Below are 25,194 nucleotides of genomic sequence, written 5' to 3'. Positions count from 1 at the left end.
TTACCTACATCATTTCCCAATCGGGATGCTAAATAATAACTTGCTAAACAAGCTTTTGAACAGTAAAAACAAAGAGTTATACCTGTTATTTTTCACTTTCTGGTTGACGATTGTCTATTTGTTGTCAAAGCTTGTTGCGAATTATTTATACAAACAATAAAGAAATATTTATTCATTCAGCCAGAAACTACCAGCCTATTTGAGCAATTTAATATCAGGGGAAAAACAGCGTTATGTAAATAATCTGCCACAACTTAGCTGTCGGTTTGTTTTTTATGTAACTTGTTGATTATTGAATTGAGATAATCAGAAATGAATAGATAGGTAGGGTAACCAGGTCACTTTTTCGGCCTGTTATGGTGCGTGTTATTTCATCCATAACAGCGACTTAGCTTGAATTTCCGAGTTTGTGCTAAGTCGCCATATAAATGGTGTTTTACTCTCTATGCTTTGTGTGAACCGTCTTTCGTTTCAGCTTTAGGGTTAAAATAGAGAATTGACATAGAAACGGGTAATTGCATCCGCTCTTTTTCAATATCTTTACTCAGATGATTATGCATATCGTTGGTATCGCACAGCAGCTGCCAACGTTGATTGCGATCGCTTGGCAAGCTAAACCGAGCTGGTGCACGGGTTTGGTTAATGAGATAAAGCAGTTCCTCACCATGTTCACCAATACCTAAATGCAGTGCCACACTTGAGAGTCGGTTCCAGTCCTCTTGTTGCATCATCTCGCCATCAACTCGGCGCCAAAAAACGCGGTTGTGGTTACGTCTTTCGCCACTGAATGCGCGAATAAAAGGCACCATGTAGGTTTGTCTGGCTTGAATGAGTTTACTTAACCAACGTCGAAACGCATTTTTAGCTAGGGTCTCTTCCCAGTTGATCCAACTGATATCGTTATCTTGGCAGTAGGCGTTGTTATTCCCTTGCTGCGAGTGTGACAAAATGTCAGCAAACAGGACATGCGGAATCCCGAATGAAAAGAGCAGAGTGGCTAACAGGTTGCGTTTTTGTCGTTCACGCTTGCTCTTGATCGTGACGTTAAAGGTTTCTCCCTCTTCACCGTAGTTCTCCGAGCGGTTATCGCCATGACCGTCACGGTTCTGCTCACCATTAGCTTCGTTATGTTTGTGCTTATAAGACACCAAGTCTTGCAACGTGAAACCGTCATGATAAGTGATGTAGTTGACGGTTAATTTAAATGGCCAATTCGCGGCGCTATAGAGATCGCGAGATCCCATCAGACGTGTTGCCAGCTCTTTCAAATAACCACTGTCTCCACGCCAAAAGCTACGGGCAATATCGCGCAATTTATCGTTGGTTTCATTCCAGCCAAACGGAAAATTCCCAACCTGATAACCGTTAGGACCAATATCCCAAGGTTCGGCAATGAGTTTAACCTGTTTTAAAATAGGATCTTGAGCGACCGCTTTAAAGAAAGCGGCATCGCGACTGAAGTTATCCCCATTACGACCTAAGGTTGCCGCTAGGTCAAAACGAAAACCATCAATGTGATAGGCTTGTACCCAGTAACGTAGGGTATCCATAACCAAGTTGAGTGATGACTGCGATGACAGGTTGACAGTATTACCGCAACCCGTGAAGTTGGCAAAGTGAGTCCCATGAATCAGGTAGTAATTGGGGTCTAACGCTTTGAGATTGAAAATTGGACCATTTTCTCCCCCTTCTGCCGTGTGGTTATAAACCACATCCAGAATTACCTCGATACCCGCTCGATGTAACTCGCGAATCACGGTTTTTAACTCGTTAACCGCATCATGATGAGCGTATCGGGGATCGGGAGCCATAAATACATATGGGTTATAACCCCAATAATTCACTTTGTTCATTTCTAGCAAATGAGGTTCGTGCATGCAGGCGGCGATTGGTAGCAATTGCAAGGTATTGATCTGCTCATCTTTATAGAAGGTGAGCATTGCCTCGCTAATCAGTCCCAGATAGGTGCCTTGATCTTTTGGGGCAACATCAGGGTGCAGTTTGGTCGCGCCTTTGACATGGGTTTCAAACAACACCATTTCATCAAGTGGACGATAAGGCTTTTGAACGCCTTCCCAATCAAATTCTTGTTCATCAATCACCACACATTTGGGGAGTGAGAAGCTTTGCTTTGAATCAAAAGGGGGATGGTAACTCAATGGGCCTGATAGCGATTTTGCATAGGGATCAGCGATGTAGTGCGACTCTTCATTATGCTTGATCAGGTAGCCGTAACGTTGGCCCGCACGAATTTCAGGGACAAAAGTATGTACGACCCCAGCATAATGATGCTTGAGTTCAACGGTGCGGTAACTGTCATCTTCATTAAATAACACCAACTGAATCTTGGGGTTCGCTGGAGCGTAAATCGAAAAGTTGCACCCGGTTTTAGAGAGAGTCGCACCCAGAGGGTAAGGACGAGAAACCATATCATTCATACGCTTATTCGATGTTGTTATTCCGTGTTTGTCACTAACGCCAACTGTCACTTCTAGTAAAAGGCTTTGTTTTTAATAGGTCAAGCTCGTTGTCTAAAAAATGACATGCGAGCAATAGATTGTTTGGCCTAGCACAATGGCAGTTTTATCGTAATGAAGCGGCTATAAATCTCATTATTGATGATGCGAGCCAATGACGAATGCACAGTGAGTTCTATAATAAATATGAAACTAATATAGCCTAATCACAGAGAGATTTTGTCTATCCTCGTTTATCCATCTTTTTAGCATGGGACACGAATAAATAGCCGAAGGTGTTTCTACCGATCAAATTGATGTTTTCTCAACAATGAAACATCGATAACATAGTGTCCGTAATGATTAAGGTGAATTTTACCTTAGATGCTTGGTTTACTAGGCTGGAATAGTGGAGCGACCGTTTATGAATGCGATGGACCCAATTCATTTGCAATCTATTGATACTTAAAATGGTAAAAGTGAATCGGAGAGTGACAAAAAATAGTTTGTTACGGATTTTTTTTACCATAACCAGCAAAACCAAGAGTGAAACCTAAATTGATAACCATTCGCTTCTGCCACTTTAATCAATACTAAGGTAGTATAGAGCGGGCCGATAAATACACAGTCAGTGAGAACGTTGTAAGCAAATGGTTCTTATTGAATAGAGAAAGAATACAAGCAGATGAATACCATTGGGATCGCCATCGGGGTACTTGGTCTTTCGCTTATTTTAATTTTTGTTTGGATGATTACGCTATCAATGCGTCGCCGCCGGATGGAAGATGAAAAAATAGCGAAAGAAGAAGCCTATCGCCGGGCACTACAGCGAATGCGGGATCAAGAACGTAAAGAGCGGCTGTTTAAAGCTGAGTCTGGTCACATTCCTACCATGCTTTATCTAGCCAAAGAGGCTGAGCGCACCAACTACAAAGAAGCTTTTTTCTGGTACGAAAAAGCCGCCCAAATGGATAATTTAAATGGGATGTATGGAGTGGTAAGAATTTGTCGGCGCATGAAAGACGACTTGATCTTAAAAGAAAAACTCCATTTCTGGGAAACGTATATTCGTGCCATTGAAGGTGATTTACACGCTAAGTTAGATGCAGGTAAAGCATTAATCTATGGTCGTGGTACCGACGTCAATGTGGTGAAAGGCTTATCACTGATTCATGAAGCGGCCGACCACAATATGATGGAAGCGATCATCTTTATGGGCGATTGGAGTGTATCGAAAGACAATATTTCTCAATCACCAACCGACTCTACCTACTGGTATTACAAAGCTGCGAAAATGGATGATAAGGTCGGCATGATGAAGCTGGGCCTCAACTATTTGAAAGGCGTTGGTGTCTCTATCGACCATCGTAAAGCGTGTTATTGGCTTGAGCGTGCTTCTGAGCGAGGCAATGCTGAAGCGATGTATTACGCTGGTGATGCTTGGATGGATTACGGTGTAAACGGTAATGCGATTTCATACATTTGGCTCTTTTTATCGGCATACTTTGGTTTCGAACCGGCTAAATTGATGCGTGATAACGTCGGGACCAAAATTGGGGTAGATTCTGTGGTGGGCTTGCAATCCTTAGCCAAACCACTCCAAAAGAAAATTGCCTCAGGTGCGGTACACCCCCATTCGATCATTCGCGCACTTAACAAGCTTTATAAAAGGCCTATCCCGATTCCGCATAAAGGGGAAGAGGTGGATGATGGTGAAATTGTGGAAAGCCCCTCTAAGGATATCTTTGAATCGTTAGATGAAGATATGGAAGCGTATAAACAAGAGAGTGAACAAGGCAATATCAACGAGGTGGCTTCTTTGGAAAAAGATCACTATGAAGAGAGTTTTCAACCACAAAAATCGGTTACTTTTGATTACACGCCACGCTAATCATTTCCTCAATACGCAAAAAACCCGAGTCGAGCTCGGGTTTTTTTGTCTGTCCTAGAACCAAATTCAGCCGTGATTAGTCTTCCGCTAACTCATACTCTTTTTTTTGCTGACTTTGGCATACCGCTGCAGTGAATACTACGTCGGTTGAACTGTTAAGCGCAGTTTCCGCTGAGTCTTGAATGACACCAATGATGAAGCCTACTGCGACGACTTGCATTGCGATGTCGTTAGAAATACCAAACAGACCACAAGCAAGAGGAATCAGTAGCAGTGAACCACCGGCAACACCGGATGCACCACATGCTGAAATCGCAGCCACTAGGCTTAGCAGTAATGCGGTCATCAGATCCACATGAATGCCTAAGGTGTTGACTGCAGCTAACGTTAGAACTGTAATCGTAATAGCTGCACCACCCATGTTAATGGTTGCGCCTAAAGGAATAGAAACAGAGTAAGTATCTTCATCCAAGTTCAATTTACGGCATAGGTTCATATTCACTGGAATGTTTGCTGCGCTTGAGCGAGTGAAGAACGCAGTAACGCCACTTTCACGCAAACATTGGAATACCAATGGATAAGGGTTTGAACCGGTTTTAACGTAAACAATCAGAGGATTGACGATCAGAGCAATGATACCCATCGCACCCAATAGCACAGCGAGTAGGTGTAGATAGCCTGAGAGAGCTTCGAAACCAGTGCTAGCAAAGGTCGAAGAGACCAAACCGAAAATACCAAACGGTGCTAGACGAATGATGAAGCGAACGATCTGAGATACGCCGTGGCTTAAGTCTTCAAACAAGCCTTTGGTGCTCTCTGATGCATGGTTCAGAGCCAAACCAAGACCGACTGCCCACGCAAGAATGCCGATGTAGTTTGCATTCATTAGTGCACTTACTGGGTTATCAACCAGTTTGAACAGCAGTGTTTGGATAACTTCCAAAATACCTTGTGGCGGCGTTGTGCCTTCAGCACCTGATACCAGCGTTAGCTCTGTTGGGAATAGGAAACTTAGCGCGACTGCAGTTACCGCTGCAGCGAAAGTGCCCAAAAGATACAAAACGACGATAGGTCGCATATAGGTGCTTTTGTTTTTATTTTGATTTGCGATAGATGCTGCGACCAGAATAAAAACGAGGATTGGAGCTACGGCTTTTAACGCTCCGACGAATAGACTACCAAGTAAGCCTACGCTTTTCGCAAAGTCCGGTGCTACGTTCGCAGCGAGGATACCAAGAATGATACCTGCCAGAATCTGAAGCACGAGATTACCTTGCGCAAAACGACTTAGTATATTGTTGCTTTGCATAGTTATCCCTGTATTGAATCAATTGTCTGTCTTTCTTTTTAGTGCCTGCCACTAAAAGTGGTCAATATTAACGTTACCAGACATTGTGTCTAGGTTTTATTGCTCCACAGCAAAAAAAATTGCCTATATAGATTGGCGAAACATCTTTTTAGTGAAATGTTAATGAAATGTGGTTGGAACGCTGGTGTGGCAAAAGTAAGAATGACGCTAAGTTATGCGTTCGTGAGCGAACGATAATGAGGGTAAATAGTGAAGTGTCACAGAAGAGAGAGATGAATAAAAAGTCACTCAGCGCTTTTGGCTTTCATGTGCATAAAGTCGGTAACTAAGGTAGTTACAGGGACGCGAACAGCGACTTGCTCACCATTTTTAAATAGCAAAGTGACATTGATATGGGTATTGGTTTCTAACGGTTTGATAAGCCCAAGCAGGACAATTTGATCGCCACTGGGTGAAAGTTCTAATGTGCTTTGTGGTGCGATCCTAAAAAAAGGAGCATTACGCATTTCATTCGCTTGACCACGGTTGACCGCGGTACGTAATTCCACTTTAGAGGCCGCATCAGTTTGAGCGGCAACGAGATAGCGCTCTTCTTGGGTATTGTTGATCAACTGTGCGTAGACCGATGCGCTCAAATCGTTCGCTCTGGTAGCATTCACATAAGGTTGGATAACCTTAATTTCTGCAGCAAATGTTGATGTGCAAAAGAGTACGGTCATTAGTACCAAGGTTCGATTAAGGCGTAACAGCATAGTCGGTATCCACCACAGGACGGTAAGAGTCTAAAACGCCAAAAGCATAGCATGAGCGAGCAGACATTTGTGTGAGAGAGCGTACAGCAAAAGGCAGGGAATTTCCCTGCCTTAATTGTTACGCATTATTTGGAAGATTTTGCAGCAAACTTCTCTAAGCCAAGCACTAGGCCAATGGCACACAGCATCAAAATGATGGCAATGAACAACTGTGATGGTTGGGAAGTGATGGATTCAAATTCAAACGGAGACAAGTTGTGTTGTAGTAGTGGAACTTGTTCACCGTGTGAATTGGTGCGCCAGCTAATGGTTTCTTTCCATGGCCAGATTTTTGGCAAGGTGCCAAGCATTAATCCAGTCAGAAACATTAAGGTGGTGTCGCGATGACGTTTGAGTAGCCATGATAGCAAATGAGAGAAGCTTAACAGTCCAAGCACACATCCGCTCGCAAAGAGCGCCAAGGTGCTTACTTGCATCGCTTTGACGGCACCAAGAATCGGTGCGTACATGCCTAATAATAGGAGAATGAAACTGCCTGAGATACCAGGAAGAATCATGGCACAAATAGCCACTGCACCGCAGATAAGAATATTAATGCTGGTGGGTTCCATCGAAATAGGTTTTAGCACAGTGATGCTGTAAGCCAAAGCAACACCGATAAACAAAAAGCCCCATTGAGCCCACTGTTTGTGTTCTACCTGCTTGAGCATATGGTACACAGAGACCACTATCAGGCCGAAGAAGAAGGACCAAATTGGAATCGGGTGGGTGACCAGCAGCCAAGAAATGAGTTTAGCCAGGGTGAGAATACTGGTCAGGATGCCTGCAAACAGTGATAACAAGAAAAAGAGATTGATGTGGGAGCAAACTGCTTTAAACCCTTGTTGTTTCCAAAGGCGAATCAAACTTGGGTTAATCCGACGAATGCTTTCTAGCAGCGTGTCATAAACCCCAGTAATAAAAGCGATAGTGCCACCAGACACGCCTGGGACAACATCGGCTGCTCCCATTGCGATGCCTTTTAGGTAAGTACTTAAGTAATTCATTGAATACCTTAAACATGCCAAACTGAGAGCAGCAGTATAGCGAACTTTTCCTGCAGTGACTGCTTTGTCATGACGGCTTTGCAAAGAATTTGCGAAACAGCAAAGCGAGTTATTGCAAAATGCAAATTTTGCTTTTGCGTTTTGCAATAATAAAGGAAGTATTAAGATTGAATTGCGCTTTTGTGAACAAAAAATAATCTAAAAGAGGTATTAAAAAGTTGGCACGCATACTGCATATATAAATATGACCCTTATTAAAGCCGAGGGTCACCTAGCCAACTGACGTTGTTAGTGAATAGCATTGTTCACAAAATATCTAAGCCAATCGTGCATTATTTACGATTGGCATTTTTTTATCTGAAATTTGGGTTTTAGGTTAGCCGAAAGAGAGTTTGCTACCATTAAACTTGAGTTTTTTCAGTAACATCTGAACGCTTTTACGTCCTTCCTCATTAAAGCGCAGCCCATAGAGTAGGTTGCGACCAGAGTGTCCTATATTACAAATCAATCCATCAAGAGGCGGTAAATCGAATTTGCTTGCAGCAGCATCACTCACTTGCAGAGTTAACGGTTCGCCAAGATAAAATTGATGGCCGAGTTTAGGAGTGGAAAATTGGCAGCCATTTTTCGACAGGTTACGAATTTCGCATTCGCGCTGGGTCGCTGAACTGATGATCCGTGCGGCGATTTTGACGTCATAGCGCGGTTCTTTGCGCAGTTGACGTACCTTCATTGATTGAGGAATGGATAAGGCGACGAGAGGAAAAGGCTCACGTTGAATAAACTTAATTTGGCTTCGAAAATGAATTATGGCGCCAAAACCTCTTTGACCAATGGCTTTCGCGTTGAGCCAAAATCCTTCTTGAAAATAATCATGCCAGTCGTCATAAGAGATTTGCGGTGGTTCGATGAAAATCACAGAAGATGAGTGTGGTCCGATAAACTGTGCATGACAGTAAAATTTTCGACCCACAGGCGTAGTAATATTGAGCGTAATGTCACTACTATGTTCAATAAGCTCAAGAGCTTCGCTACTGTGTAAAGTCGCTTCTTCGGTTGGAGAGTGTGTGCTATCAGCCAAATCAGTCAGCTGGGAATCCATTGATTCATTTTCCTTGGTTTAATGCAGTGCTACTTGAGTCGAATGCCAAATAAAATGCAACCACAAAACTCGTCGTGATGGAAAGTACCAGTGGTGAGATGACGTTGTTGTTGGTTACGGTCACTGAATATATATCATAACGTTCTGATTAATTTATGAAAGGAAAAATTCATGTCACATAATTGGGTACATGATCAAGAATTGCAGCGTTTTCGCGTTGCGCTAGAGCCTGGCTATGAGGCGATTGTGCAATATCAGTTGGTCGACGGGGTCGCTTATGTAACCTCGACTCGCGTGCCTGATGAGTTGCAAGGTAAGGGCTATGGCAAGGTAATGATGGAAGCGGTGTTGCCAGAATTTGACCGATTAAAGTGGAAGATAGTGCCTAAGTGCAGTTACGTTAAGCACTACCTTGACCGACATGCAGAGTGGCAACACTTAGTGTTCTAGTGACTCAGGTTGTCCAGACCGATTCATGTCCTGAGGTGGTTTATGTTGTTCAAGCACCTCAGGATGGCGGTGAATTTTTTCGATCAAATCCCTATCTCTTTGCGAAAAATAGATGTTTTCAGCAGCTTGGCCACGTAGTTTCATTGTTTCAACAAAATCCTTCATCATGGTCACCCTAACTTATTTTGTTCGCTAACTCCCATCTCTGGGTTTGGCTTCCCACCGCATAGGATAGGATTACACTCAGTATAGTTACAAAATTGTTAGTTCAAAGTGCTATTTTGTTAATGAATGTGTGCTTAACGGCAGGTCTTTAAGGTCAGGCTTACGACAGCATGGTCACTGGCTTGGGCATCTTCTTCGAAACTTGGGTTGATGAGATGCTTGTCCAGTACTTGATAGTGGAAAAGTTCAGCGCGAGGAAAGTCCGATAAGTTATTCAATTCCCAGGAAAGTAAGATGTAATCTAAGACACTGCCTTTAGCGCCATAATAGTGAGTTGCTGGACGCGACCAAGGCTCTTCATGATACCAAGTCGAACCTGCATCAATCAGTTGGTAAGGGGCGATTTGGCGTGGTTCATCAGTTTTAGGATGAGCATGAATATTCAACGCGGCCAATTCACTGTTGGCTAAGTGTTGATTGAAATCTCCCATGAGCACAATAGGATGGGCGGTCTGTTTCTTACGCTCAACGATGGCATGATGCAATAGGTGGCATTCCCAACCTCGCTGGATAGTCGATAACCAGTTGCCCAAACAGTCTTGTTGCCAAAGGTCTAGTGGGCTGTTGGTTTCCTTCTCATCAAGATCTAAAGCGTTATCGATGGGACGTTGGGATTTGAAATGAACGACATACACATCAATTGTGCCCAGCTCTGGCAGTGTGACGGTGGCGCGTAACGGCTGACGGCGATAATCGGGTTGCTCTTGTGTGAGTCTTTGGGGATAGTCAACGGCGCTGATTTCGTCGAAAGGAAAACGGCTGGCTAGCGCGACAACTGGTGCGGTATAGAGATAACCCTCTTCAACGGTCGGAGCGGCTATCGTGGCAAAATGGGGAAAGCCCAATTCCAACATTTGTTGCTCAAGCTCTTCACGACTAAACACTTCTTGGAAGGCAATCACGTCCGGTTGTAACTGTTCAATTTGTTTGGCAATCCATTGCTGCTTCTTAAGCCATTGGTGCTCTTCATAGATGTTGTGAAACTCATAGCACGCATTAGGTGGTGCAACGTAGTTGAGCAAATTCAGCGTTGCAAAAGTGAAGTTCATGAATAAATCCTATGGAGAGAAACGTGTGACAATCAAGAGCGGCGAAAGAGCTTTCTTACTCAGAAGTGTAGCCATTAATCCATCAATAATGAAAAAAGGTCGCAATGCGACCTTTTTTCTTAAGATGCGAAAGGATACCAAAACAGCTCGGTTTGCAAAACCCGTTTGGTGATCGCAAATACTACAACCAAAGCCAATAAGATTAACCAGATATAATCGGTTTGGGTCATTGGCTTGAGGCTATACCACGTACGACTTTTCTGACGACCAAATCCACGCAAAGTCATTGCATTGGAGATATCTTCTGCGCGATCAAGGCTAGAAAAAATCAGCGGACCAAGTACCTTAGAGACATTTTTCATCCGGGTGAAAAAGGGGGTATTGGCTGAGAGATCCACGCCACGTGCTTGCTGCGCATGCATGATATTGACGAAATCTTTCTTCACTTCCGGCAGATAACGTAGGGTTAAGCTTACCGCATAAGCAATTTTGTACGGGATACCTAATCGATTGAGGCTGGCTGCAAATTCTGTTGGGTGAGTGGTAAAGACAAACACCAACGCAATAGGAAACATCGAAAAGTATTTGAGCGTCACCGTAATCAAATAAAACAGTGTCTCTTGCGTTAGGCTGTACTGACCAGGAAGCGTGAGCAGAACATGTGCACCTTTTAGATACACCGAGCCTTGCTGTGGTGCTAACAAAAACATAAAGAGGGCGTTCATTAACAGCACCGTGCCAGTACCAAGCAGTAAAGGGCGATAAACCGACATTGGCACTTTGGTCACTTTAAGTAAAATGAGTCCTACTGCCAGTAATGAGCCAATTAAGCGCAGATCAAATGTGGTCAACACCACGGTAATCCAAGCCATAAACAGCACGAATTTTGTGATGCCATTGAGGGCATGCAGTGGCGAACCGGTATCGATATAGCTGATACCGAACTTCATCTTATCGCTTTTCATAGTGCCGCTTTCTCATATTGAATGAAGTGAGTCATAAAGTTCAGAGGGTCGGTGTTACCTAATCGACAAGAGAGCTCGTAAAGACTGGTGGTGCTGAGATTGGCTTTAGCCAACAATGACGGTTGAGTAAAGACTTCCACCATGGCTTGATCTGCCAACAAACGGCTGTCTGCAATCACGACTGAACGAGTGGTGTACTCCAATACTAAATGCATGTCATGAGAAATGATCATTACGGTGATACCCAGCTCTTTATTGAGTTTTTCAATAAAGGTCAGCATCGCGGTGTAATTGCGATAGTCTTGCCCAGCGGTGGGTTCATCCAAGATGAGCAGTTGAGGCTCCATTACCAATATAGAGGCGATAGTAACGCGCTTTTTCTGTCCGTAACTTAATGCTTCGATTGGCCAATGGCGATATTTGCTCAAACCACACAGAGCAAGCATCTGCTCGACTTTTTGTTCAATACTTGCTTCATCATCGCCGCGATTACGCAGGCCAAACGCCACTTCATCAAAAATCATATGATGGGAGATCATATGATTGGGGTTTTGCATTACGACGCCAATCTTCTGGCTACGCTCAAAAATAGAGAGGGTCGATAAATCAACACCATTCAATACCATACTGCCCGCATCGGGTTCGATAACCCCCATAAGCAATTTGGTGATAGTGGATTTGCCCGAGCCATTTTTGCCCAATACTGAGAGAAACTCGCCGTGGAAAACATCAAAGGAGAGATCATCCAACGCTTGGCGTTGTCCATCGTAGGAGTAACTTAAACCACGCACCGATAACAGGGGCGATTTAGGCTCTGATACCTGTTGCTTCAAAGGCTGTTGTGCCCATTGGGTCAACGCTGATTGATAAGGCTCAAGTACCAATTTAGCCAAAGATTCAGGATGATGTTCTGCTCGGATCTCACAGCCTGCCGCTTTTAACGCAGATAAATAAAGTGGCTCGCGAATACCATGTTTGGCTAACAGATCGGAAGTGAGTAGCTGAGCAGGGGTCATATCAGCAATGATTTCACCTTGATCCATCAAGATAATGCGGTCGACTAAACGATGCAGTACATCTTCAAGACGATGCTCGATAATGATGATCGTTTTGCCAGATTTTTGATGCAGTTCATCAATGATTTCAATCGTGCGTTTACCGGATACGGGATCAAGTGAGGCGAGCGGTTCATCAAACAGCAGCGTTTCAACATCATCCACTAGAATACCGGCTAGCGAAACGCGTTGCTTTTGGCCACCAGACAAATCATCCGGAGCTTGATGCAGCAGTTGTTCAAGGTCGACCAGCTGCGCAGTTGCTTTTACCAGCGGGTACATTTGAGCTGGGCTCAAATTCTGGTTTTCTAGCGCGAAGGCAATGTCTTCACCCACCGTAAGACCCACAAACTGGTTGTCGGTGTCTTGTAATACTGTACCCACTTGCTCAGTAAACTGATCCATGGAAAAGTCGGTAGTGGCTTGACCATTAAAGGTGAGACACCCTTGTATCTCACCTTTAATGCTGTGTGGAATTAACCCGTTTAAACATTGACCTAGTGTCGATTTACCACTGCCACTAGGTCCAATGATCACGATTTTCTCGCCTTGCTCTATCCTTAGATTGATGTTTTTCAGCGTCGGTTTATCCAGTGACGCGTAACGAAAAGAGAAGTTAGAAAACTCGATGGTCATGCCCGATTATGCCTCGGTCAAATTGCGGCTTTGTTTGTTGCGTTTTGCTAGGGCTTTCAGAATGAAATAACCCACAATAGCAATAAGCACGGTGTTGCCTACAGAGACGATCGCCATTTGTGTGTACACTTTGGCATCAGGTTCGCCGTAGAGAATGCTATCAAGGAAGGCTGAACAGCCGTAACCGATCACATTGCCAGCAAGCGCAAGACCTACGAACAAAATGAAATCGCGAATCGGGAATAGACCTTTTTCCAAGTTACGTTGCGTGATCGATGGGAACATTCCCATGACGAAACCAACGATACCTGAGCCTAATACCCAAGTGAGCCATACGCCCCATCCAGCAAAAAGATCCGTTACCCAGTGGCCAATAAATCCGACTAGGAAACCAACGAGTGGACCAAACATAACCGAAAATAGAGCCAGCACAGCCATCGCTGGTTTGAGTGTGGTATTAGCAAAAACAGGAATACCAAACATCGGCAGTCCACCAATACCATAAAGAGCGGCACCAATCGCAATCACTACAACAGTTTTCGCGGAGAGATTCATAACGGATCCTTTGTTTAAAGAACGATTATTACAATCGATATATTTGCTGACTGTAAAATTAGGGGGCGCATTATATACTCAACTTTGCTCAAGATGCTATTTGTTCACGGGATTTCCTGTATGAAATTTCCCCACTTAACGGCAACTTTGCGGCTCTAACTGTGCAAACGAGAAAGGTTAACCTTATTTAAAGCAATCCGTTGCGTATTAAGTCACTGTGGTGTGGGCTAATCGTAACGACTCTAGGTCAAACCTATTCCGAACACACTTGGTTGCGCCCGTTTGCTTTGGCTCGGTATAGCGCTTTATCAGCGCGATAAAAAGTGCGTTGAGTGTTCTCACCTAAGCGATGCAGTGTTACCCCAATACTGACGGTTAAGCGTCTTGAGCCGAGCACCTCTCGCCAATCAAATTGCTCAATGTTGTTACGCAGCTCTTCTGCCTGACTCAGTGCTTGGTCTAGATCGACTTTTTCAATGATCACCAAGAATTCTTCGCCACCAAAACGCACGCAATGATGAGTGGCTTGGTTGAATAACTGCAAAATTTGTGCGGAGACATTCACAATCGCTTTATCCCCTGCAAGGTGGCTTAACTCATCGTTAATCGATTTAAAGTGGTCAATGTCGACAACCAAGAACGCGAATTCTGTCTCATGAATCAAGAGGTCTTTTAAGCAGCTTTCCATCCATCGACGGTTTTTCAATTTGGTCAACGGGTCGGTAAACACGTCCTGCTGCAGTTGTGCCACCGCGTGTTTCTGGCTTTCTGTGGTCTCTTTGAGCTCTCGGTTTTCCATTTCAGAGAGAATGAGTTTTAACTGCAGATCAAATCGAGCTAAACGACGCAGTTGGTTCGCTCCCAGTTCCGCAATAGGAATTTGGGAGATTAAGTTTGATTCGGTTTCAAAGCCCAATTTTTCGTAAAACAGTGACTCTTTAAATAAGCCTTGTTCTGCATAGATTTCGCTGTAAGCGCGATAAAGCTGAATTTTTAGCTCAGGCTTACTGTGGTGTTGTAAACGGCGTTTGGCATTATCGAGTAAATAATTGGCTAATGCCGGGCGATCAGGAATCAAGCAGCGGGCTTGTTCAATCCGACTTTTACACGCAAACCAGTTAGAACGGATGTTACCGACGGCATAGGGAATGTTAGCCAAAATACGCAGGGCGTCAGTCTGACGACCTTGCTGTCGATACAACTGAGATTGATACAACATGATTTGCCCAGTGAGCAATTTGTCGCTCACCAAAATCGACAGTTCTTCACACTCTTTTAGTATCTCGCGCGCTGCTGTCAATTTGTTCAGTGCAACGTAACAGCTCAATTTGTGCAATTTGTAATGCAAACGTAAGCTGCGACTCGATAGCGCGTGATCAACATGATCGATTTTTTGGTAGTAACGCAGCGCTCGATTGGCATCACCAAAACTTTCGCACAGTTTGCCCATACCCAAAATGGCACTGGCGTAAGTATCAATGTCGCCATGTTCGATAGCATATTGGGTGATGCTAATAAATTCTTGCAGTGCACGACTGTAGTCACCGCTCGTCAAATAACGCTCGCTGAGAGTGCTTTTCGTCATCAGCACCAGGTCAGAACGTTCGGCATGATTGGGTCCTGCGTTAGTTAATAGACGTAGCGCTTGGTTGAGCTCTGTAATACTTTGCGAAAGTCTGTGTAGGCTTAACTGATGTTCTGAACTGATGACATAACACAACGCCTGTTCATGCGGTTCGGTTGCTACCTTAACGCGAATCTCACTCCACATCTCAATCGCGTCATCACCTGCGACCGTTGTAATGTCGTATCCCGCTTCTTGCACTTTGTTTAACAGCGCTTCCATTAGCGATCTCCCATTATGTCATCTTCCAGCTCAAGCTGTTCAAGGGTAAAAGGGAAGGTCAACAGATCTTGAATCATGATTGTTGGTAAGTGAGGTGCCAACCCTTTGCGCTGCCACGGATAAATGGTGGTCATTTGACTTAACGTACGATAAAGCTGCTCGGCAGCTTCCCCTTGCTCGGCGACTAACCAGCCAATACGATCACTGCTGATGCGGGCCAAATAATCATTTTTTGTGCAGAGAGTATGGGCAATTTCTGCACACACATCGATGTATTCTGGGGTCGGGTGGCGCACGGTGATAATCGAATAATTGGCTTTTTGTAGCTGTGTTTTCAATTGCACCAACTGTTCCCACCAAAGGGTTTCTGAAATAATTCGATTGAAGTGTTTACCTGATTCGTGGGCATGTTGGGCTCGAATCCGGTTAATTAGCTTACGCGCTTTCTTTTCTAACTGATGTTTAGACAAGCGGGCTTTGTCTGAGCCTAGTTGAAGAGTTCGGGCACGAATGTGTTCAATGGAGTGGTGGCGATAAAGTTTAAATGCTTGCAGCGCTAACTCTAATTGACCGCTGCTTTCATGGGCGAGTGACTGTTTGAAATAAATTCGAGCCAGCAAATGCGCATAATTGGCATTGCAAGCTTTGGCAGAGATTTCCGCTTCCTGTAAATACGCGATGGCACATTGTGGTTGTTCACGTAATAACTCAATACGAGCTTTACTCATCAGAGCCAGTGTTTTCATCCAGATATGCTGATGTTTATCGGCTAACACATAGGCTTTGTCCGCGGCGTATTCCGCTTCTTCAATGTGTTTTAAGCCGAGTAACGCCACCGCCCTAAAATCCCATAGTTGCGCTTCTTGGGTATCACTGGGCGAGTGTTTCAGTAAATCTTCGGCGCCTTGGAGCACGGTCAACATCTCGGCAAACGATTCGAGCAAATAGAGATCCCAAGAGAGCAAAATACGCGCTTGAATTTCCTGATCGGCATCGCGAGTGGCGTTGGCCACTCTTACCGCAAGTTCATGGGCAATTTTTGCCAAACCATACTCTTCAGTTTCACGCCAAACATTTCCAAGGCCGATAAGAGATTCAATTTGAATATTGGCGCCCTCAGCCCACGCTGATTGTTCGAGGGATAGAATCCAAAAATGCTGTGCTGAGTAATATTGTGCCTGTTGCCAGTAAATTAAGGCATGAATATGCAGGATTTCCGCAAGGTTTTCGTCATTATCTAACGTTTGTTGAAATTTAAGTGCGGCTTTAATGTGTTTAAAGCTGAGCTTGAGATCGTCAAGCAGCAGCGCTGCGCGAGCGGCAAGAATGAGGCACTGCAACACCATGTTTGGCGCATGCTGTTCTTTAGCCGTGAGTAAGCAGCTTTGAACATTTGCTAACACAGTTGCAGGTTCTGTAGCCAACTGATCATTCAGCTGTTGGATTTGTTGCTCTAGCGAGAGACTGCAATTACTCAAACTTCAACATCCTATGGTGTAGTTGTTTATGCGTTCCATGCATACACTAGGGATTCGCAGGCCCGCTTGATGGCGTTTAGTTTGGGCTCTGTCGTTCTATCGATTGCTATCGACCACATAAAAGCGTTCCTCTTTTATGTTTGTACCCATGGATATTCAGTGTTTAGCACAAAATATGCCAAGCAAAACTAGGCGTTATTCGACAGGAAAAATACTGAATTCTCATAGAGTTGAATCATTATATACTGATTTTTGCCCAATGTGCTGCAGATATTTATGCATCAAATAGAATATTTGTTCGACAAACAGTTGACAGTCTTTATCCCTTTATAGAGCAAGGTATAGCTACTTATTCGTCAAGATACTGGCTTTTAGAACGCGTTGGTGAAGATTAGTTTTATTGTACAAAGAAAAATTTTGTATAACCATTTCAGTCTGTGCTATATGTTATACAAGTTAAGAAATTGTACAATGGTGGTGTCATGGAAGCAGATTCTATTCTTATTGGTGTCAGTGCCTGTGTCGTGGGTGAAAAAGTTCGCTTTGATGGTGGGCACAAAAGTAATCATTTTGTATCTCAAGATCTTGGGCAGTATGTGCGTTACGTTCCTGTCTGTCCTGAAGTTGGCATGGGCATGACCATTCCACGTCCTGCGATACGCCTGATTCACTCAGGCGACAGCATTGCGCTGGTTGAAACCAAAGATGCCAGTAAAGATCATACTGCGGCATTACTGGCTTTTTCACGTGACAAAGTAGCGCAATTGGCCAAACAACCACTGTGTGGGTACGTGGTTTGTGCTAAATCGCCAACGTGTGGGATGGAAAAAGTGAAAGTCTATCGTGAAAACAATGCGGAGAAAGAGGGGGTTGGTCTTTATACGCAAGTGCTTAAAGATCAGATGCCTTGGTTACCGATTGAAGAAGATGGCCGCCTAAATGATCCGGTTTTACGCGAAAATTTTGTGACTCGAGTGTTTTGCTTGCACGATTTCCATCGGTCGATGGGGGCGACTCCAACGGCGGGCAAAATTGTAGACTTTCATAGCCGTTATAAGCTGACGCTCATGGCGCATCATCCTGATTCTTACCGTTCTTTGGGGAAGTTGGTCGCCAATATTAAGCAATATGAAACGCAAGAATTTGTTGAACTCTATCGTTTAGGGTTGATGCAAGCGCTGACCAACAAAGCGACACGTAAAAACAACACCAATGTGTTGATGCACATTCAGGGCTATTTCAAACGTGCGTTGGATAAACAGCAAAAGGCCCAATTTACCCAAGTGATACATGACTACCGCGAAGGGGTGTTGCCGCTATTAGCGCCTATCACCTTAATCAAGCATTATCTTTCTCTTTATCCTGATGCCTATTTGAGCCAACAGAGATATTTAACCCCTTATCCGCAGGAGCTGAAGTTACGTTATGGGCTGTGAATTGAAGTGGTATGCCATTCGTGAAGTGGCTGAGTTAACTGGCGTGAAGCCGGTGACGTTACGAGCGTGGCAACGTCGTTATAACTTGATCAAGCCGCAGCGTACAGAAAAAGGCCATCGTCTTTATTCACAAGAGGATGTGGAATCCATTCGGCAAATTCAAAACTGGTTAGCCAAAGGTGTTGCGATAGGTAAAGTACCGCAGCTCTTGGCTGGCGAACGCATTGATGCGTTGGATGAAGCACCCAAACAGGTACTGGCAGAGTGCGAAACCCTCTTAGCCAGCCTGGCTCAGTTGCAGCGCCAGAAAGTTCAGCAGACGCTCTCTTCGGTATTAAAAGAGTACCCTTTAGATATTGCGGAGAGTCAGTTGGTTGAACCGGTTATGGCTGCTTTAGAGCAGGTGAAAGCACCGCTGAAAACCTTGCAAAAGTCGCTGTTTCAAAGCGTTATGCTAAGTCGCCTCAGTGCGATTTTAGAGTCGGAAAACAAGGCCGCGAAAAAAGGTCGATGCTTGTTGGTCAACTTGGATTCGATAGGCAATCTCTTTGCTTGGTTCAATGCGGTGCGGGTAAGCAGTGAGGGGTGGAATGTCACGTTACTTGATGGTGTCGATGATTTGTCGGCATTGATTGAACATCCAGTGCTGGAAGAGGTGAGTTCATTGGTGCTGTTTGCAAATCGTCCGGTATCCGATGCACAGCTAGGGTACATCGCGCAACTGATGCAACGATTTAATGACCATGGGCACATTTGTGGTGCCTTGCACACCTTTTTTCATGAGGGGTAGAGAATGCAAATTGTTTGGCTACGTCGAGATCTGAGAACCATAGATAACAGTGCACTAAACCGTGCGCTTGCCACTAATGAACCTGTGGTCGCTGTTTATGTTGCAACCCCTGAACAGTGGGCTTCACATGATATGGCTCCGATTCAAGCGGATTTGATTTATCGCCGCCTGTTTGAGCTGCAAAAGGAGCTGCTGCAACTCAATATTCCGCTTTGTTACGGTCAAACATCGGATTTTACTCAAGCGGCACACTGGATTACCGATTTCGCGCATCTGCTTGGCGCGTCGCGAGTGTTGGTCAACAACGAGTATGAGATTAATGAAATTCACCGGGATGAGCTCTGCGCACAATTACTCCAAGCGAAACAGATTGAATGGCTCACTCTGGAAGATAAGTGTGTGTTAGCTCCGGGAAGTGTTCGAAACAAACAAGGTGAGTATTTCAAAGTGTTTACTCCCTTTAAGCGTGCTTGGCTAACGCAGATCACCCACGTGACGATCGAAAAGACGACGGCTGCACCGCTGTGGAGCCAATCGCAGGAGCACCTGCAGTCATATTTATGGTCGACAAGTCAATCTTTTGACTATCCGCGCGTAGATAGTAGTGCATGGTCGGTTGAGTTTGATGATATTCGCCAGCAACTGCGCGATTTTTGCCGAGACCATGCCGTCTCTTATCAGCAGGAGCGCGATTTTCCCGCACTCGAGTCAACCAGTCGGCTTTCTCCCTATTTGGCTTTGGGGTTTCTTTCAGTTAGGCAATGTCTGGCCCGTTTGTATGCTGAAGCGCCACCAACAGGGTTAACCGCAGGAGCAGAAACCTGGCTTAGTGAATTGATTTGGCGTGAGTTTTATCAGCATCTATTACACTTTGAACCCAAACTGTGTCGCCATCGCGATTTCAGTGAATGGGGGAAATATGTAGCTTGGTCAAACGACGAATCGTTATTTCAAGCATGGTGTGAAGGGCGAACTGGCTATCCGATTGTTGATGCGGCTATGCGACAACTTAACTCAACTGGCTGGATGCACAATCGGCTGCGCATGATAGTGGCGAGCTTTTTAACCAAAGATCTGCATATCGACTGGCGCTGGGGGGAAAAGTACTTCATGAGTCAATTAATCGATGGGGATTTTGCCGCTAACAATGGTGGCTGGCAGTGGTGTGCGTCAACTGGATGTGATGGTCAGCCCTATTTTCGGATTTTTAATCCAACTAGTCAGGGGGAGAAGTTTGATGCGGATGGACATTTTATTCGTCACTGGATTCCTGAACTTAATGAGATCGGCTCAAAATGGCTACATCAGCCGTGGCTGGCTCCTAACTTTGCGTTGTGCGGCTATCCTAAACCGATCGTAGATCATAAAGCGGAACGAGAAGTAGCATTAGCCAGTTATAAACACGCGAAGGAGTGTTGATTCAAAGGTCAAAAGCACAGTAACCTAATCTCTGTGTAAAATGCCTAGGATAGAACCATTGATGCGACGTAAATTATTGGTATTGGTCTGTTTACTGCTGTGGAATGACGCCTCATCTTTGTGGGCTGCTACTTTCCATTTGCCGCCCAAAGGCAGTCGGATGGTGGGTGGTTTGCAGTATCATGTGGTTAAGCCACATGAAACCATGGCAGAAATTGCCAAACAGTACGATGTGGGTTTTCTGGCGCTTATGGCCGCTAACAAAGGGGTCGATCCCTTTTTGCCACAAGAGGGTTACGTCTTAACCATTCCTTCGCAGATCATCTTGCCGAATGTTCCCTACGAGGGAATCGTGGTGAACCTTGCCGAGCTGCGTTTGTACTATTTTGTTCCTGATAGCAACATTGTACATATATTCCCAGTCGGGATCGGTCGTATCGGTCGAGATACGCCGGAAATGGAAACCTCAATCAGTCAAAAGCGTCCTCATCCTACTTGGACACCTCCGCAGTCGATTCGAGACGAACATAAAGCGAAAGGGGAAGAACTTCCTGCTGTGGTGCCAGCTGGTCCCGATAACCCATTGGGCGATTACGCTTTGCGGTTGGCGTACGGTAATGGTGAATACCTTATTCATGGGACCAACAAAGATTTTGGCATTGGGTTACGCGTGAGCTCTGGGTGTATTCGAATGGAACCTAAAGACATTGATTGGCTATTTCACCATGTCAATACAGGTTTGAAAGTGAAGATCATCAATGAGCCTGTCAAAGTGACCTTAGAACCTGATCGCAGTGTTTATGTCGAGGCGCATGAGCCACTAACGCGCAGTAATGGGGATAAAAAACCGCTAGAAATGCCAATCGAACTTGGCTGGTGGCTTGATGAGTATGGGCTATCGGATGCGAAAGCAGAAGCGGTGATCAAGGCGCAAAATGGTGTGCCAGTGATGGTTGCGGCGACGGAAAGCTAGGCCGAGTAACCCTACGAAAAACCAATAAAAAAGAGTCAGCATTGCTGACTCTTTTTTATAAAACTAATCTAGACCTTACTTGGTGTAAGACTGAGCGATGTTGTCAATGCGTTCGTTAGCACGAGCAGCTTCTTCTTGGGCTGCGGTTGCAGCATCAGAAGCTTGGTTTGCTTTGGAAGCTAAAGCGGCATGTTCACTTTTCAATGACGCCACTTCATCATTAAGCTGGCTTACTTGAGTACTCAGCTCGTCCAATTTTGCAGTGGTTGCTGAATCTGGACCAGACGCACAACCGGCCAGTAGAAGAACCGATGACGTTGCAGCTGCCAGTAACATCTTGTTCATATTGAACTCCTTGATAGGTGGTTTTTTTCCAAAAGCCCTATATCTTTCTTATCGCAATATAGTGACGAATTAAGTGTAGTGCCTATTTTAAGTGACCCGCTAAGGGATAAGTCAAAATAACCCAAAAATTTTATCAATAAAACAATTAATTGTCGTGCATCACGCGCAAAAAATCTGACATAAGTAATGAATCAAGCTGGTGGAGACATTTCCACCTGCATTGGAATATTTCCGATCTTTTCTATGCTTAAAAAGGCAAATCGCGGTAATATACGCTGTTTTTGATCGTAACCCCTCTCTGCCTTACAAATAATGGCAGAAATACGTAATTGGAGAATCCTTTGCAGTTTAATGAATTAGGCTTAGATAACCGTCTATTGAAGAACTTAGCCCACTACAATTTCAAAGAAGCGACTGATATTCAGCGCCAAGCTGTCCCGTACGCGATTTTGGGTAAAGATTTGTTGGCATCTTCAAAAACGGGGTCAGGTAAAACGCTGGCTTTCTTGTTACCTATGCTGCACAAGTCATTAAAAAATAAGGCGCTATCAGCGAAAGATCCACGCGGCTTGATCTTAGTTCCTACCCGCGAACTGGCGAAGCAAGTGTATGGTGAATTGCGTTCTATGTTGGCTGGTTTTAGCTACAGTGCAGCTTTAATCACCGGTGGTGAAAACTTCAACGACCAAGTGAAAGCGCTGCGTCGTTACCCACGTTTCATCGTTGCGACGCCTGGACGTTTGGCTGATCACCTTGATCATCGTTCCTTATTTTTAGATGGCTTAGAGACTCTAGTCTTGGATGAAGCCGACCGTATGTTGGATTTGGGTTTTGCACCTCAGCTGCGCCGTATTCACAATGCAGCGAAGCACCGTCGTCGTCAAACATTGATGTTCTCTGCAACACTAGACCATAATCAAGTGAATGATATTGCTTCAGAAATGTTAAGTGATCCACGCAGCATCTCTGTGGGTGTATCTAATGAGGTTCACTCGGACATCACCCAACGTTTTTATCTGTGTGACCATTTAGATCACAAAGAAGCGATTTTGGATCGCCTGCTAGAGCAGGAAGAATATCGTCAATTGATCATCTTTACTGCAACTCGTGCAGACACAGAACGTTTAACGAAGAAGTTGAATGAACGTAAACTAAAAGTGGTGGCACTAAGCGGTGACCTAAACCAAACTCAACGTAATACCATCATGAGTCAATTTGAACGTATGGTATTCAAAGTGCTTGTCACTACGGATGTTGCTTCGCGCGGTCTAGACATCTCCAACGTGACTCACGTGATTAACTTCGATATGCCAAAACACACAGAAGAGTACGTTCACCGTGTTGGTCGTACCGGTCGTGCAGGTGCGAAAGGTGATGCGATTTCTCTGGTTGGCCCAAAAGACTGGGACAGCTTTAAACGTGTTGAACGCTACTTACAGCAAGATATGCGTTTTAGCGTGCTGGAAGGATTGGAAGGTAAATTCAAAGGGATACAACCGCGTAAGCCTGTTAATCAACGTTCTAAAGCCAAGCCAAATGCAAAACCTAAAGCTCAAAAATCGGCACCGAAGCAGGTCAAGCGTGATAAGAGCTTTTACCAAAACGTGGCCGTGGGCGATAGCGTCTTTATTCCTAAGAAGAAAGTTGCGCCAAAAGTGGACGACGAGTAAGCATTGTTTTGGTTTGTATCTAGACCAACGCGAAATACAAATCGAAAAGACAAAAAAGGCAGCTAACGCTGCCTTTTCTATTTCTGTTTTCACTTATTAGGTACTTAAACCTTAAAGTAGCTCAGTTCGTGTTTTTGCTGCTCAGCTAGGCTAGATAGCTCTTGGCTTGCTGCTGCAGACTGAGTAATACCAGTCACGTTTTGGCTAACGAGTTCGTACATGTTGCTCAAGTTACGATTAATGTCGCCCGTCACTTGGCTCTGCTCTTCGGCTGCACTTGCCACTTCCGTATTCATTATGCTCAGCGCTTGGATTGACTGATTAATGGAATCCAAAGATTGGCTGAGTTGCGTCGCAAGATCTTGGTTGTCTTGCAATGTGTTCAAGCTCGACATTACGCTCTCATTGGCCGCGCCAGATTGAGACTGCAATTCTTCAATGATGGCTTGAATCTCTTTAGTCGAATCTTGAGTGCGTGCTGCTAACATACGTACTTCATCGGCAACCACCGCAAAACCACGACCCGTTTCACCAGCGCGAGCCGCTTCAATCGCAGCGTTTAGCGCCAGAAGGTTAGTCTGTTCTGAGATACCTTGGATCACTTCAATGACTTGGCCAATCTTTTCTGATTGGACTTTCAAGCTATTGACCACATCCGCAGCGACACTCAACTGCTCAACCATCTTACCGTTCGCACGGTGGCTCTGTTCAAACATAGCAAGACTTTGGACCGTTAGCTGTTTTGCCTGCTGCGCGGCTTGGTCGGCTTGATGCGCATTCTGTGTCACAGTTGTTGCAGCGCCTTCAAGCTGGTTAATCGCAGAAGCAACTTGTTCCACTTCTTGTCGCTCTTGGTCAGAGTTCACTGTCGATTGAGTCATCACTGCCGCCAGCTCAGTAGCAGCCGAAGCCACATCAACACTAATACGTACTAATGACCCCACAGTCGTACGAAGTTGATCAACGGTAGTGTTTACATCACGCGCCAGATCGGCCACTTCGTTATCTCCGTGTACTTCGGCTTTCACCAGCAAATTGCCCGATGCTACGTTTCGCATGGTTTGCTGCAATTGGCGAATTGGCTTAACGATAACTCCGGCCAAAATCCAGCTCGCAATCGCGGCCAACGCTAAAATGACGACTAAGCCAATAATGCTACTTTGCATGACTGCAGAGTGACGTGCACCGTTACGCTCCATGTTGTCGAGAGCAATGTTATTGAGTTTGCTCGATAGCGCATTGATTGCCACCACCATATCTTGCCCCTCTTTACGATAGAGAGCAGATGCTTGCTCATAGCGTTGATCAAAAGCGGCATCGGTGGTGTTTTGATGCTTGTATTGCAATAGAGGAATCATAGTTTCTATGGAATAGGTCACATATTCGCTCATTGCGCTGCGCAGTGCTTTCACTTCTGGAGATAACTCAGAAACCGAATCAAGTGAATTAAGATATTGATTGCTCTGGGTTTGTTTTTCCAATAATGAAGACTTTAACTCGGCAACATCTTGCGGACGAAACAAGCTGTATATCGCTTTGATTCGCATGCCGTAAGTATTGTCTATAATTTTAATGACTTCTTCCTTATGACGAATCAGATCTTGTGTTGATTTTGATACGTCATGAAACGCTTCCTTTAGCGTCGAAGTACTGTATGTAATACCGACTATGAGTAACAACATAGTGATAAATACCGGTACTACGACTTGTAACTTGATAGACAAGTTACTGAGTAACTGGCGCATA

General features: G+C 44.7%; 21 protein-coding genes. 7 read left to right on the top strand and 14 right to left on the bottom strand.

Features of this window, described 5'->3' with window-relative positions:
* Positions 1–443: 443 nt before the first annotated feature.
* The gene (gene glgX, locus OCV11_RS24745) at positions 444–2,438 is read right to left on the bottom strand and encodes a glycogen debranching protein GlgX (protein ID WP_261897106.1); all 1,995 of its coding nucleotides are present in this window, start codon (positions 2,436–2,438) and stop codon (positions 444–446) included.
* 703 nt (positions 2,439–3,141) lie between these two features.
* Between glgX and OCV11_RS24740 the strand changes: the two genes are divergently transcribed.
* Positions 3,142–4,347, top strand: coding sequence for a tetratricopeptide repeat protein (locus OCV11_RS24740; RefSeq protein WP_315972757.1), 1,206 nt, complete (start codon positions 3,142–3,144; stop codon positions 4,345–4,347).
* Between the two features lie 76 nt (positions 4,348–4,423).
* On the opposite strand, the gene sstT is transcribed toward OCV11_RS24740, so the two are convergent.
* The 4 genes from sstT to OCV11_RS24720 all read right to left on the bottom strand — a co-directional run bounded on the left by sstT (position 4,424) and on the right by OCV11_RS24720 (position 8,556).
* Complete coding sequence (gene sstT / locus OCV11_RS24735; RefSeq protein WP_261897105.1) at positions 4,424–5,656, bottom strand: serine/threonine transporter SstT; 1,233 nt, start codon at positions 5,654–5,656, stop codon at positions 4,424–4,426.
* A gap of 284 nt (positions 5,657–5,940) precedes the next feature.
* Complete coding sequence (locus tag OCV11_RS24730; RefSeq protein WP_261897104.1) at positions 5,941–6,408, bottom strand: copper chaperone PCu(A)C; 468 nt, start codon at positions 6,406–6,408, stop codon at positions 5,941–5,943.
* Positions 6,409–6,533: 125 nt separating this feature from the next.
* Complete coding sequence (locus OCV11_RS24725; protein WP_261897103.1) at positions 6,534–7,454, bottom strand: DUF368 domain-containing protein; 921 nt, start codon at positions 7,452–7,454, stop codon at positions 6,534–6,536.
* A 376-nt stretch (positions 7,455–7,830) separates the two neighbouring features.
* Positions 7,831–8,556, bottom strand: a complete 726-nt coding sequence (locus OCV11_RS24720) for a flagellar brake protein (RefSeq protein WP_261897102.1) — start codon at positions 8,554–8,556, stop codon at positions 7,831–7,833.
* 171 nt (positions 8,557–8,727) lie between these two features.
* Between OCV11_RS24720 and OCV11_RS24715 the strand changes: the two genes are divergently transcribed.
* A complete protein-coding gene (locus OCV11_RS24715) occupies positions 8,728–9,006 on the top strand; it encodes a GNAT family N-acetyltransferase (protein ID WP_261897101.1) in 279 nt (92 codons plus the stop codon).
* Here the strand turns inward: OCV11_RS24715 and OCV11_RS24710 are convergent.
* The 7 genes from OCV11_RS24710 to OCV11_RS24680 all read right to left on the bottom strand — a co-directional run bounded on the left by OCV11_RS24710 (position 8,995) and on the right by OCV11_RS24680 (position 16,815).
* A complete protein-coding gene (locus OCV11_RS24710) occupies positions 8,995–9,174 on the bottom strand; it encodes a hypothetical protein (protein WP_261897100.1) in 180 nt (59 codons plus the stop codon). The two genes, OCV11_RS24715 and OCV11_RS24710, sit on opposite strands and share 12 nt — an antisense overlap.
* Before the next feature lie 131 nt (positions 9,175–9,305).
* Positions 9,306–10,280, bottom strand: coding sequence for an endonuclease/exonuclease/phosphatase family protein (locus OCV11_RS24705; protein WP_261897099.1), 975 nt, complete (start codon positions 10,278–10,280; stop codon positions 9,306–9,308).
* A 119-nt stretch (positions 10,281–10,399) separates the two neighbouring features.
* Positions 10,400–11,245, bottom strand: a complete 846-nt coding sequence (locus OCV11_RS24700) for an energy-coupling factor transporter transmembrane component T family protein (RefSeq protein ID WP_261897098.1) — start codon at positions 11,243–11,245, stop codon at positions 10,400–10,402.
* On the bottom strand, positions 11,242–12,936 hold the full coding sequence (locus OCV11_RS24695) for an ABC transporter ATP-binding protein (RefSeq protein ID WP_261897097.1): 1,695 nt from the start codon (positions 12,934–12,936) through the stop codon (positions 11,242–11,244). Before OCV11_RS24695 ends, OCV11_RS24700 begins: the two co-directional genes overlap by 4 nt.
* 6 nt (positions 12,937–12,942) lie before the next feature.
* Positions 12,943–13,491, bottom strand: coding sequence for an ECF-type riboflavin transporter substrate-binding protein (locus tag OCV11_RS24690; RefSeq protein ID WP_261897096.1), 549 nt, complete (start codon positions 13,489–13,491; stop codon positions 12,943–12,945).
* Positions 13,492–13,744: 253 nt separating this feature from the next.
* On the bottom strand, positions 13,745–15,337 hold the full coding sequence (locus OCV11_RS24685) for a GGDEF domain-containing protein (protein WP_261897095.1): 1,593 nt from the start codon (positions 15,335–15,337) through the stop codon (positions 13,745–13,747).
* Positions 15,337–16,815 carry a tetratricopeptide repeat protein gene (locus OCV11_RS24680; RefSeq protein WP_261897094.1) on the bottom strand — a complete coding sequence of 493 codons (1,479 nt, stop codon included), beginning with the start codon at positions 16,813–16,815 and terminating at the stop codon, positions 15,337–15,339. The genes OCV11_RS24685 and OCV11_RS24680 overlap by 1 nt, the downstream gene beginning before the upstream one ends.
* Before the next feature lie 482 nt (positions 16,816–17,297).
* On the opposite strand from OCV11_RS24680, the gene OCV11_RS24675 reads away from it, so the two are divergent.
* From OCV11_RS24675 to OCV11_RS24660, 4 genes are all read left to right on the top strand, one after another.
* A complete protein-coding gene (locus OCV11_RS24675; RefSeq protein ID WP_261897093.1) occupies positions 17,298–18,251 on the top strand; it encodes a YbgA family protein in 954 nt (317 codons plus the stop codon).
* Entirely contained in the window at positions 18,241–19,041 is an 801-nt protein-coding gene (locus tag OCV11_RS24670) for a MerR family transcriptional regulator (RefSeq protein WP_261897092.1), read from the top strand. The genes OCV11_RS24675 and OCV11_RS24670 overlap by 11 nt, the downstream gene beginning before the upstream one ends.
* Positions 19,042–19,044: 3 nt before the next feature.
* Positions 19,045–20,460, top strand: coding sequence for a deoxyribodipyrimidine photo-lyase (gene phrB / locus OCV11_RS24665; RefSeq protein ID WP_261897091.1), 1,416 nt, complete (start codon positions 19,045–19,047; stop codon positions 20,458–20,460).
* Between the two features lie 61 nt (positions 20,461–20,521).
* Entirely contained in the window at positions 20,522–21,433 is a 912-nt protein-coding gene (locus tag OCV11_RS24660; protein WP_261897090.1) for a L,D-transpeptidase family protein, read from the top strand.
* A gap of 75 nt (positions 21,434–21,508) precedes the next feature.
* Here the strand turns inward: OCV11_RS24660 and OCV11_RS24655 are convergent, their stop codons facing one another.
* Positions 21,509–21,778: an Lpp/OprI family alanine-zipper lipoprotein gene (locus OCV11_RS24655; protein WP_261897089.1), complete on the bottom strand. Its 270-nt coding sequence runs from the start codon at positions 21,776–21,778 to the stop codon at positions 21,509–21,511.
* A gap of 341 nt (positions 21,779–22,119) precedes the next feature.
* Between OCV11_RS24655 and OCV11_RS24650 the strand changes: the two genes are divergently transcribed.
* A complete protein-coding gene (locus OCV11_RS24650) occupies positions 22,120–23,448 on the top strand; it encodes a DEAD/DEAH box helicase (RefSeq protein WP_261897088.1) in 1,329 nt (442 codons plus the stop codon).
* A 104-nt stretch (positions 23,449–23,552) separates the two neighbouring features.
* Here the strand turns inward: OCV11_RS24650 and OCV11_RS24645 are convergent, their stop codons facing one another.
* Positions 23,553–25,193: a methyl-accepting chemotaxis protein gene (locus tag OCV11_RS24645; RefSeq protein ID WP_261897087.1), complete on the bottom strand. Its 1,641-nt coding sequence runs from the start codon at positions 25,191–25,193 to the stop codon at positions 23,553–23,555.
* Position 25,194 lies beyond the last annotated feature (1 nt).

This window comes from Vibrio porteresiae DSM 19223 (genome assembly GCF_024347055.1).
Taxonomy (GTDB): Bacteria; Pseudomonadota; Gammaproteobacteria; order Enterobacterales; family Vibrionaceae; genus Vibrio; species Vibrio porteresiae.
This window is presented reverse-complemented; position numbering and strand designations above follow the sequence as displayed.